The sequence below is a fragment of the Pseudomaricurvus sp. ABR4_320 genome (genome assembly GCF_056159445.1).
The window spans coordinates 418,657-430,552 of sequence record NZ_JBSWVF010000004.1; the positions used below are offsets into that span (position 1 = coordinate 418,657).

At 50.6% G+C, this 11,896-nt stretch carries 6 protein-coding genes; all 6 read left to right on the forward strand.

Going from position 1 to position 11,896, the window contains the following annotated elements:
* Positions 1–71 precede the first annotated feature (71 nt).
* The 6 genes from glgC (at position 72) to ACXAFR_RS10925 (ending at position 11,670) form a co-directional block, all read left to right on the forward strand.
* Complete coding sequence (glgC, locus tag ACXAFR_RS10900; protein ID WP_475176605.1) at positions 72–1,343, forward strand: glucose-1-phosphate adenylyltransferase; 1,272 nt, start codon at positions 72–74, stop codon at positions 1,341–1,343.
* Between the two features lie 111 nt (positions 1,344–1,454).
* Positions 1,455–3,089: an alpha-D-glucose phosphate-specific phosphoglucomutase gene (locus tag ACXAFR_RS10905; protein WP_475176606.1), complete on the forward strand. Its 1,635-nt coding sequence runs from the start codon at positions 1,455–1,457 to the stop codon at positions 3,087–3,089.
* 30 nt (positions 3,090–3,119) lie between these two features.
* Entirely contained in the window at positions 3,120–4,661 is a 1,542-nt protein-coding gene (locus tag ACXAFR_RS10910; protein WP_475176608.1) for a glycogen synthase, read from the forward strand.
* Between the two features lie 262 nt (positions 4,662–4,923).
* Complete coding sequence (malQ, locus tag ACXAFR_RS10915; protein ID WP_475176610.1) at positions 4,924–6,999, forward strand: 4-alpha-glucanotransferase; 2,076 nt, start codon at positions 4,924–4,926, stop codon at positions 6,997–6,999.
* A gap of 41 nt (positions 7,000–7,040) precedes the next feature.
* Positions 7,041–9,161 (forward strand): glycogen debranching protein GlgX, encoded by a 2,121-nt coding sequence (gene glgX, locus ACXAFR_RS10920; protein WP_475176611.1) that lies wholly within the window; start codon positions 7,041–7,043, stop codon positions 9,159–9,161.
* Positions 9,162–9,168: 7 nt separating this feature from the next.
* Positions 9,169–11,670 (forward strand): glycogen/starch/alpha-glucan phosphorylase, encoded by a 2,502-nt coding sequence (locus ACXAFR_RS10925; RefSeq protein ID WP_475176613.1) that lies wholly within the window; start codon positions 9,169–9,171, stop codon positions 11,668–11,670.
* Positions 11,671–11,896: the final 226 nt, after the last annotated feature.

An 11,896-nucleotide genomic window follows, 5' to 3' on the forward strand; every position in this document is an offset into this window, starting at 1 on the left:
GGTGAAGGGTCGGCTTGCATAAGCCCATTTTTCCTAGTCAAGGATAATTAGACGAGTCAGGTCAAGTCATTATGCTGGATCAAAACCCCCGATACGTTAGTCGCTTAACAAAGAATACCCTGGCATTGGTACTGGCTGGAGGGCGAGGTTCGAGGCTTTACGAGTTGACCAATTGGCGGGCAAAGCCCGCGCTGTATTTTGGCGGCAAATATCGAATCATCGACTTTCCGCTTTCCAATTGCATCAACTCGGGGATTCGACGGGTAGGTGTTCTGACCCAATACAAAGCGCACTCCCTGGTGCGCCATCTGGTGAGGGGGTGGAGCCACTTTAAGAAAGAGCTTGGCGAGTTTGTTGAAATTTTGCCAGCCTCGCAGCGCTTCTCTGACGATTGGTATCAGGGGACAGCCGATGCCATCTATCAGAATCTGGACATTATTCGCGCTGAAATGCCTGAGTATGTCTTGATTCTGTCTGGTGATCATATCTACAAGATGGATTACGGCCCGATGTTGGTAAAACACGTGGAAAGTGGCGCCGACATGACAGTCTGCTGTCTGGAGGTGCCGGTTGAGGAAGCCGCCAATGCCTTCGGTGTGATGGGGGTCGACGAAACCAATCGGGTTATTGCATTTCAAGAAAAGCCCGCGGAACCCGCTGAAATTCCCGGTATGCCCGGTATGACGTTGGCGTCTATGGGAAATTATATTTTTAATACTGACTTTCTCTTTGATCAATTGATCAAAGATGCGGCCAACATGAAATCTTCCCACGATTTCGGGAATGATCTGATTCCTTCAATGATCAATAAGGGCCATATTCAGGCCTACCCCTTCCGTGACACAAAAACTGGCGAGAGAGCCTATTGGCGAGACGTGGGCACACTGGATTCTTTCTGGCTGGCCAATATGGAATTGATTGAGACAACGCCACAACTGAACCTCTATGATGCTGAGTGGCCTCTGTGGACCTATCAAGAACAAATGCCGCCGGCGAAGTTCGTTTTTGATTCCGATGATCGGCGCGGTATGGCTGTGGATTCCATGGTGTCTGGCGGCTGTATCGTCTCCGGCAGCGTGTTGCGACGCTCGGTGTTATTTTCCAATGTCTATATTGACTCCTATTCTGAAGTGGAAGAGTCCGTCATTTTGCCCGAGGCGTCGATTGGCCGGCATGTCCGCATGCGCAAGACAATTGTGGACCGCGGGGTGGAGATTCCTGACGAGATGGTAATTGGCTTTGATCCCGAGCAGGATAGAAAGAACGGCTTTAGGGTCACAGACAAAGGTGTGGTTCTGGTCACACGAGGGATGCTTGGACAGCCTGAAGGATTTGCGCTCTGACCGAGTGTGTGGAAAGGTGTCTCCTGTGACGGAGTGAACCGTCTCATTGCGGTATGGGATGAATACCGCAGGCATGATGCCGCAGTTACAAATGATGTGAGAAAACTATTTATGACAGTGATTAACGTCGCAACTCAACCCTTTTCCGGCCAAAAGCCCGGTACCTCCGGCTTGCGCAAAAAGGTCAAGGAATTTGCCCAACCTGGCTATTTGGAAAACTTCGTCCAGTCAATATTCAATATGCTGGGTGACTGTTCCGGCAAAACCCTGGTGGTCGGAGGGGACGGTCGCTACTTTAATCGTCAGGCCATTCAGACCATCGTCAGAATGGCAGCAGCCAATGGCTTTGGCCGCTTGCTGATCGGCCGTTGCGGTTGGCTGTCGACGCCAGCTGCATCCTGTGTGATTCGCAAATACGAAACCGACGGCGGGATTGTCCTATCCGCGAGCCATAATCCCGGCGGCCCTGATGAAGACTTCGGTATTAAGTTCAATGGTCCCAACGGTGGTCCAGCGACGGAGACGGTAACCAACGAGATCTATCAAGGGACTCAGACGATCAGCGAATACCTGACGCTAGAAAGCGCAGACATCGACTTGGATTCTGAAGGCGAGACCGATGTCGCTGGTATGACGGTTCAAATTATTGATCCGGTCGCGGATTATGCGGACTTGATGGAGTCTCTGTTCGATTTTGAAAAGATTAAAGGTCTGCTCAGTCACGCGCGCTTCCACATGTGTTTCGACGCCATGCACGCGATTACCGGACCCTATGCGAAAGAAATTCTGGAAAATCGTCTCGGCGCCAAAGCGGGAACGGTAATCAATTCTGAGCCTCTGGAGGATTTTGGCGGCGGTCACCCAGATCCCAACCTGGTGCACGCCAAAGAGCTGGTTGCTCTAATGAACGGTGATGAGCCTTTGGCTTTTGGTGCAGCCTCTGACGGTGATGGCGATCGCAACATGGTGTTGGGCAGCGGTTTTTACATCAACCCCTGTGATTCTCTGGCCGTGTTAACCGCAAACGCCAAATTGGTGCCGGGCTACCGCGCTGGGCTGTCCGGTGTGGCTCGCTCCATGCCCACCAGCCGCGCCGTTGATCGGGTTGCCGAAGCTTTGGGTATTCCCTGTTACGAAACGCCGACAGGTTGGAAATTCTTCGGCAATTTGATGGATGCCGACAAGATTACTCTGTGTGGTGAAGAGAGTTTCGGTACAGGCTCCAGTCATGTCCGGGAAAAGGATGGCTTGTGGGCGGTACTTTTCTGGCTCAATGTGGTTGCTGAGCGCGGCAAGCCTGCTCGCTCGATCGTTCGCGAACACTGGGAGCGCTTTGGCCGGGACTTTTTTACCCGCCATGATTATGAGCAGATCGACTCTGATAAAGCCAATACCATGTTCACTGAGTTGCGCGCCAAGTTGAGCAGTTTGCCTGGACAGTCGTTTGGTGATCTCGAAGTTGCCGCAGCCGATGATTTTCATTACCGGGATCCTGTCGATAACAGCGAGAGCTCGGGGCAGGGCATTCGCATTCACTTTACCAATGACTCCCGGGTTGTTTTCCGCCTGTCGGGTACGGGAACATCCGGTGCAACGCTGCGTGTCTATTGTGATAAGCACCAGAGAGATCCCGCGTATATTGGTATGGATCCTCAAAAAGCGTTGGCTGATGTGTTGGCCGCAGCCGATGCCATCGCTGGGATAGAAGCCTTTACGGGGCGCACAGAACCGGATGTGATTACCTAATCTGATTGCGGGCGCGCGTAGATGAAGGTCATGATGGTAGCCGCCGAAAATGGCGCGCTGCCCGGTGGAAAAGTCGGCGGTATGGGGGATGTTGTAAGAGACATTCCCCGTGCGTTGGCGCGGTTGGGGCACCAGGTGGAGGTGGTGGTTCCTGGCTATCAGTATTTTTCCACTCTGCCAGGAGCGGTCAGTCTCGACGTTATCAAGGTCCCGTTTCGCGGTGAAGAGATTGGCGTAGAGCTGCTTCAGTTGCCCGAGGATCCACGTTACCCAGGTATTCGCACCTGGGTTCTGGATCATCCGCTGTTTGCTCCCATGGGGGCCGGGCGTATCTATTGCGATGATCCGCCCGAACGTCCTTTCGCCTCGGATGCGTCGAAATTCGCGCTTTTCTCCCTGGCGGTTGCTCAGCTACTGTTAGAGCAGCGCTGCGATGCTGTTGACGTTGTGCATTTGCACGACTGGCATACCGCGTTATTAGCGGTAGTCCTGAGTTTTGACCCAGCCTACGCGCCTATTCGTCAGCTCCCTTTGGTTTATACCATCCATAATCTTTCGCTACAGGGTATTCGCCCGCTGGCGGGCGATGAGTCTTCACTACACGGTTGGTGTCCTCAATTGGCCTACAACTATGCAGAGATTCATGATCCCCGTTATCTAAATTGTTTTAATCCGATGCGCGCGGCGATCAATTTGTGTCAGCGGGTCCATGGGGTCTCCCCACATTATATCGAGGAAATTCAGCGGCCCAGCCAGCCTGAAAGAGGCTTTGTCGGCGGTGAAGGTCTCGAGCTGGATCTACAGAGGGCCTCCCACGAGGGCAGATTAAAAGGCATTCTGAACGGATGTGAATACTCCGGATTCTATCCTGCGACCGATGACTTTTCAGATCTTCTTGGGGGGATCCGCGAAAAGCTGGAGCAGTGGTTACACCTCAATCCTCAGCCAGTACACCATGATGCCTTGCACAAAATTTCATTCTGGCAGGAACGTGGTGAGGCACCCGGACTTTTAGCAACGTCGGTTGGTCGAGTTGTTGATCAAAAAGTACGTATTTTGCGACAGCCGATGGGGGATGGCCGCAGTTGTCTTGAGCATCTGCTTGATGTTATAGACGGCGGAGGCTTGATGATCATGTTGGGCAGCGGTGAGGCGCACCTGGAGGGCTTTTGCCGTCATTTGGCCGAGGTGCGTGATAATTTCATTTTTCTCCAGGGCTATTCCGATGAGATCGCACAACAATTGTACAACTGTGGTGATCTTTTTCTGATGCCAAGCTCCTTTGAGCCCTGTGGTATCAGCCAAATGCTGGCGATGCGTTCAGGTCAACCCTGTCTCGTGCATCATGTCGGTGGTTTGGCTGATACGGTTACAGATGGCGTCAATGGTTTTTCTTTCTCCGGTGAATCTACCTTCGAGCAGGCACAAGCGATGATTTGGCGATTTGGCGAAGTCCTACACGTCAAGGCAAATGATCCGCAACGCTGGCAGGCGATTCGCCAAAGTGCTGCCGATGCCAGATTTCTTTGGTCGGATGTAGCAATGGACTATGTGGAGCAGCTCTATTCTTGAGCATTACTCTAGGCATGCGGGAGAGCAAAGGTTAAATCCCCATCAAAGACGGCCTGTTGGTCAACCAAATGTGAAAGATGTTCGTAGCTACCCGACAGCCGTTATGCAGGGCACCGATCTGAATTGCCCGCTAAGCTGTTACCGATAACGTTTTGTTTTCTGGCAGCGGCCTGTCAGTTTGCAAATATTTTTGTGCGTCATGACATCTGAAGCCAGTACCACCAGAGTCTGAGTTCGGTTGTCTCCAGCAAGAAGGGGATGTATGGATAGCCTTGAAAGGTTGATGTATTTCTGTGGAATATCAACCGAGTATCTGAACTACTCTGGCGAGCACTGCACGATTCCCCGAGGGGATCGTGAGTCTGTGCTGGAGCTTATGGGTTACGACATCCACAACCACGATGCGGTGGAACAGCATCTGTACGACATTGATGCAAAGCCCTGGCAGTCATTGGTATTACCGTTTTTCATTACCAGTACTGACGCTCCCGGATTACGCTTTCATGTGCACGAATCTGAAAAGCATGCGGTGATTGCCTATACCGTTACCTTGGAATCAGGTGAGGTAACTCAGGGGGAGTGTCGAGCGGCTGATTTGGCGGAGACGGGCGAATACTACATTGGGCCTGACCGTTATTCGTCCTATTTGCTTCCATTACCTGGCTTACCCGCTGGCTATCACACCGCAGATTTAACCTGTGGCGAACGTTCAGATCATGGTCGTCTCATTGCCAGTCCTCCGCGTTGTTTTGATCCGGTTAAGGATGCTGGCGAAAAACTTTGGGGGGTCAGCTGTCAGCTCTACACCTTGAAGTCAGAGCGAAATTGGGGCGTTGGTGATTTTACGGATTTGAGGGAGCTGGTGACGGCCAGTGCTGAGGCGAAGGCGGATATGGTGGGTATCAATCCTCTGCATGCGCCTTGCACCAGCAGTCCCGATTACGCCAGTCCTTACAGCCCTTCGGACCGACGTTTTTTGAATCCCATTTATATCGATATTGAGTCTCTACCGGAAGCTAAGGAGTGCAAGCCGCTCCAGCAGGCTCTTAATCGCGCTGATTTCAAGCAACATCTAGCGGCACTTAGAAACGAGAAATACGTCGATTACGACCGGATTAACATCCTGAAATATCAATGCTTTGAGTGGCTATATCCCGTATTCCTGGATATGGATAAAAGGCAGTCTGGTGGTGGGTTTAAAGCCTATTGCGAGGCGAAGGGTGATACGCTGCAGCAGTTTGTTGAATACGAAAAGAACAACAATCCATTTGCCAAGAAATATGTTTCAGATGACGGCTTCTTTGCCTGGTTGCAGTGGCGTGCTGAAGAGCAGTTTGAGTCTTGCCAGCGTACTGCTGTTGAGCAGGGGATGGCGGTTGGGCTTGTAAGAGATCTGGCGGTGGGCGCTGTGGGCAGTGGTTGTGAGTCTGGCCGCAACACTGATTTGTTCAATTTAAAGGCGACCATTGGCGCACCGCCGGATCCATTCGCCTGGGAAGGACAAGACTGGGGGCTGCCGGTTCTCAATCCTCGAGCTCTTAAGGCGCAACAATACAGCCATTTTATCGAACTTTTGCGGAGCAATATGGCTCATTGTGGTGCGCTGCGAATCGATCACGCCATGTCGCTTTTGCGTCTTTGGTGGTGCATTCGCCGCCCGGAGGGTAATACCGGTGTTTATGTGTATTATCCTCTTGATGACCTGATGGCGCTGCTGCGGTTGGAAAGTCACCGCAATCAGTGCCTTGTCATCGGTGAGGATTTAGGGGTCGTTCCTGAGGACTTTAAAGTCGCAATGGCTGAAAATGGCCTATACAGCAACAACCTTTTTTATTTTGAACGGGAATTAGATGGCCGCTTCCGAGATCTGGAGTACCATCAGGTAAAAGCCTTGTTGATGGTGACTAATCATGATGTTCCAACCTTGACCGATTGGTGGCAAGGAACAGATATCCGGCGCCGTGGAGTTCTTGGACTGATTCAATCTGACGAAATGGAAAGACAGTTGCAAGAGAGAGACGAAGATAAATGGCAAATGTTGAGTTGGCTGGAGCGGGGCGGGTTTCTCGATAACGGTTGGGATGCAAATTCATCCGAGAAAGCGTTTGACCTTGCTCTGTGCAGCAGTATTCACAGAGCGGCCGCTTCGTCCAGTTCGCAGCTTTTATTGATGCAGATTGAAGATCTTCAGTTGTTGGATGAGCCCATTAACATTCCAGGGACCTTCCGTGAGTACCCTAATTGGCGACGTAAGCAAGGCGCAACAACCGCAGCGGTTTTTGATCAACCAGAAGCCAAAGCCATTTTGGCCGTTGTCGATCAGGTGAGATCCTCCTGAGGACATTTCGTTAACTCTACTTCCGAGCGCACAGAATTCCAGTGAAAGCAGTGATTGAAGCGGGCGACCCATACACCCTGGGCGCCACCTTTGACGGTCACGGTGTTAATTTTGCTCTTTTTTCCGAGCACGCCACCGCCGTCGAACTGTGTTTGTTTGATTCCACGGGCAACCGAGAACTGACACGCATCCCTCTACCGGAGCACACTCATGGTGTGTGGCATGGCTATGTGCCGGTACTCTTACCCGGCTACTGTTATGGATACCGGGTTCACGGCCCCTATCAGCCAAGTGCGGGACAGAGATTCAACCGCCATAAACTCCTGTTAGATCCTTATGCGCAGCAGTTACAGGGCAACTTTGTCTGGCATGACAGCCATTTCGGCTATCAGGCTGAGAGTCCTGAACAGGACCTCAGTTTTGATACCCGTGACAACGCTGCCTATATGCCTAAGGCGATGATTGTCGATGATTTGCCGCGTATGCCCACCCGTCGTCAGCAGTTGGCGCCTTGGCATCAAGCTGTCATCTATGAAACCCATGTGCGTGGCTTCACGATGCGGCATCCGGAGATCCCTGAATCACTGCGCGGCAGTTTTGCGGGTATGTCGCAGCCAGCTGTTATTGACTATCTGAAGTCGCTGGGTATCACCAGTGTGGAGTTGCTACCGGTAAATGCCTTTATCAATGAACAGTTTCTGGATACCAAGGGACTGTCGAATTACTGGGGTTACAACACTCTCGGATTTTTCGCACCGCATCCTGCTTACCTATCGGGTGATTCCGTTTTGGAATTTCAGGATATGGTCAACCGGTTTCACGATGCGGGCCTAGAGGTCATCATGGATGTGGTCTTTAACCACACCTGTGAGGGCAACCACATGGGGCCGACACTCAGCTTCCGTGGTATTGACAATGCCTCCTACTACCAGCTGCTTCCTTCGGATCGACGGTTCTATATCAATGATACAGGTTGCGGCAACACCGTTAATGTAGCGCATCCCCGAGTCATGCAGATGATTATGGACAGTCTGCGATACTGGGTGACAAAAATGGGCGTTGATGGCTTCCGGTTTGATTTGGCGCCGATTCTTGGACGCGATGGGCATGGCTACAGTAAAAGCGCACCAATCTTTCAGGCGATAAGTCAGGATCCTGTCTTATCACGGGTGAAGATGATCGCGGAGCCTTGGGATATTGGTCCGGGGGGTTACCAGCTGGGCAATTTCCCGCCTGGCTTTAGTGAATGGAACGACCGTTATCGGGATACGGTTAGGCGCTTTTGGCGTGGTGATCGCAATCTATTGCCTGAGCTGGCTCGACGTCTGCACGGCTCGGGAGATATTTTTGAGCATGCCGGACGCAAACCCTTTGCAACCACTAATTTTATTGTCGCTCACGACGGCTTTACTCTGCGGGATTTGGTGAGTTATGACCATCGTCATAATGAATTAAACAAAGAAGACAATAATGATGGCCATCGCGAAAATTTTAGCTATAACCACGGTCACGAGGGGCCGACCGATGATTATGACATCAACAGTATTCGTTGGCGGCAACAGCGTAATATGATTGCCACGCTGTTGGTCTCTCAAGGGGTGCCGATGTTGTGTGCTGGGGATGAGTTTGGTCGGTCACAACAGGGCAATAACAATGCTTATTGCCAGGATAACGAGATCAATTGGCTGTCGTGGCAAGATTTGTCGCCCGAAGCTCTAGACCTGATTGAATTTACAGCCAATTTGACGTCATTGCGGCAGGAGTTCCCCATTCTGCAGGCCGACAGATACAAGCATCAGCCCGATAGCCCGGACGACGTCAGCATCCGTTGGTTGAATGCAGAGGGGAGAGCCATGATGGACTCTCACTGGCACGAACGTGAGGCGGTTCTGTTGGGCTTATTAATGACCGATTACAGTACGTTTCAATTGGAAAAGCCCCACTTGCTGGTCATTTTTTGCAATTCCTCTCTGGAAGAAACCTTCACTCTGCCAAAGCTGGATGATGTCAGTTTCTGGCAAAACATTATAAATACCGATAGTGATGCTGATGATGATGATCGCTATCTCCCCGGTGCGTCCCTTCCTATGACGCCGAAGTCTCTCCGTATACTCGCGTCGGGCATGCCGGCGCGAAAAAAGTCACCAAAGAAAAAGGTGTGAGGTTCAAATGGCAACAAACGCAAAACCCGGCAAGTCAAAATTAAAGGCGTCAGGCGCCAAGAAAACTGAATCAACGAAGACGTCTGAGAATTTGCCGGTCCTCAGCATGAATGAGGATTTGATGCGGCACTTTGAGGTGACTTTGGGCCGCGATAAAGATGATGAATCACACCATTATCTCTATGCTGCTCTGGCCATGACAGTGCGGGATCAGCTAGTGGCAAAATGGCGCAAGACTCGCGAGAAGTATAAAAATGAAATGCCGAAGCGGGTAAGTTATTTGTCTCTGGAATTTCTTATGGGGCGTAGCTTAAATAATGCACTGCTCAATCTCGATTTAGAAAAAGGTGTGCGCGAGGCGCTGCTGCAGTATTCCGTTGATTTGGAAACACTGGCAGAGGAAGAAATGGATGCCGGTCTTGGTAATGGTGGCTTAGGACGTCTTGCCGCGTGCTTTCTCGATAGCTGCGCAACCTTAGAAATTCCGGTAACCGGCTATGGTATCCGTTATCAGTACGGAATGTTCCATCAGCAGATTCGCAACGGCTACCAGATGGAACAGCCAGACAATTGGTTACGCAACGGCAATATTTGGGAAATTGAAAGCCCTGAAAATAAGCGCAAAGTAAAATTTTACGGGCGCAGCGAATATTACACGGACCACCGAGGCGATTTGCGTATGCGGTGGGTCGATACCCAGGACGTGCTTGCTGTGCCATACGATGTGCCGATTCCCGGCTATCGCAATGAAACCATTAACACTCTTCGACTCTGGAAAGCAGAGGCCACCGACGAATTTGACTTGGGTGAGTTTAATGCAGGCAGCTATTCAGATGCCGTAGCTGCAAAAAATCAGGCTGAGCAAATTTCAATGGTGCTCTACCCCAATGATGTCAGTGAGGCCGGTAAGGTTTTGCGTTTGCGGCAACAGTATTTCCTGAGCTCGGCGAGCCTGCAGGACATTCTGGCGCGCTGGCTTGATCGTAATGACAGTTCACTGGAGAATTTTGCAGAGAAGCATGTCTTTCAGTTAAACGATACTCATCCCACCATCGCCGTTGCGGAGCTGATGCGATTGCTGATCGACGAGCACCATATGGGGTGGGATGAGGCCTGGTCGATTACCACCCGTACAATGGCTTATACCAACCATACGCTGTTACCTGAGGCGTTGGAAACTTGGGCGGTGCATCTGTTCCGGGAACTGTTGCCTCGACTGTTGGATATCATTTATGAGATCAATGCTCGCTATTTGGCAGAAGTCGCTCAGAAGTGGCCCGGTGACCTTGATCGCCAGCGTCGAATGTCCATTATTGATGAAGATGGTGAGCCACGAGTGCGTATGGCGTATTTGGCCATTGTGGGAAGTTACTCCGTAAATGGTGTCGCTGCGCTGCATACGGATTTGCTGAAGGCGGGTTTGTTCAAAGACTTCTACGAGCTGTGGCCCTCCAAATTCAACAATAAGACCAACGGTGTGACGCCTCGTCGTTGGTTATCGCACTGCAATCCCGCTTTGCATAAGCTCATTTCCAGCCGTATCGGGGATGAGTGGGTCAGGGATCTGGATCAACTGTCGAAGTTGAAGAATTACGTCAATGATCCCGAGTTTGTTGAGCGCTGGTTAGCCATTAAGCGGGATAATAAACAGGCGCTCTCAGCACTGGTTAAAAAAGCCTGCCATGTCGACTTTGATGCAACGTTTATGTATGACGTTCAAGTTAAGCGCATTCATGAATATAAGCGGCAGCTGTTGAATATTCTCCATGTCATCCATCTTTATGACAGAATTTCTCGCGGCGATACAGATGGTATGCAACCCCGCTGTGTATTAATTGGGGGTAAAGCTGCCCCTGGCTATGAGATGGCGAAGCAGATTATTAAACTGATTAATAACGTGGCCGAAGTGGTCAATAAAGATGTTCGTGCCAAACCTTGGTTGCGAGTCGCGTTTATTCCCGATTATAAAGTCAGTGCTATGGAGGTGATTTGTCCTGGTACAGACTTGTCAGAACAGATCTCTACCGCTGGTAAAGAGGCGTCTGGTACGGGCAATATGAAATTCATGATGAACGGTGCTGTGACCATCGGCACGTTGGATGGCGCCAATATCGAAATTCGTGATGCTGTCGGTGAGGATTACTTCTTTTTGTTCGGCTTGACCGCACAAGAAGTTGTCGAAACCCGTAAAGATTACAATCCGAAAGCGATTATTGATGGTGACGAAGACTTCGCCAGAGTCATGTCTTTGTTGCAAAGCGGCCACTTTAACCTGTTCGAGCCAGGCATTTTTGATCAGATTATCCATTCAATCTTTAACCCTCAGGATCAATGGCTCACGGCGGCAGATTTTCGCAGTTTTGTTGAGGCTCAAAAAGCGGCAGGCCTAGCGTATAAAGATAAAATGAATTGGGCTGTCATGAGTATTCTCAATACCGCCTGTAGTGGTCGATTCTCCAGTGATCGGACGATCGCTGAATACCGCGATGATATCTGGAATCGAAATTAACGGCGCCTCCTAACGAAAAGCAATCCACACCTAATAGATGTGGTGGCACAATGGCAAGCGACACAATCGTTTGCCATTTTTTTTGATCGATTTTGATTGCTATTTTTCACCAAGTCCGCCAAAAATGTTGTTTGGACTGCCATTGGCAACGATCAATAACTATGGACATGTTTTCCTTAACTGTAAGCATGGTTACTTATTGCCTGGTGAGTCTTTTCGATACATT

What these genes read in the sequence shown, in the direction of transcription:
- glgC (WP_475176605.1), top strand. Translation starts at nt 72, where the DNA reads ATGCTGGATCAAAACCCCCGATACGTTAGTCGCTTAACAAAGAATACC.
- ACXAFR_RS10905 (WP_475176606.1), top strand. Translation starts at nt 1,455, where the DNA reads ATGACAGTGATTAACGTCGCAACTCAACCCTTTTCCGGCCAAAAGCCC.
- ACXAFR_RS10910 (WP_475176608.1), top strand. Translation starts at nt 3,120, where the DNA reads ATGATGGTAGCCGCCGAAAATGGCGCGCTGCCCGGTGGAAAAGTCGGC.
- malQ (WP_475176610.1), top strand. Translation starts at nt 4,924, where the DNA reads ATGGATAGCCTTGAAAGGTTGATGTATTTCTGTGGAATATCAACCGAG.
- ACXAFR_RS10925 (WP_475176613.1), top strand. Translation starts at nt 9,169, where the DNA reads ATGGCAACAAACGCAAAACCCGGCAAGTCAAAATTAAAGGCGTCAGGC.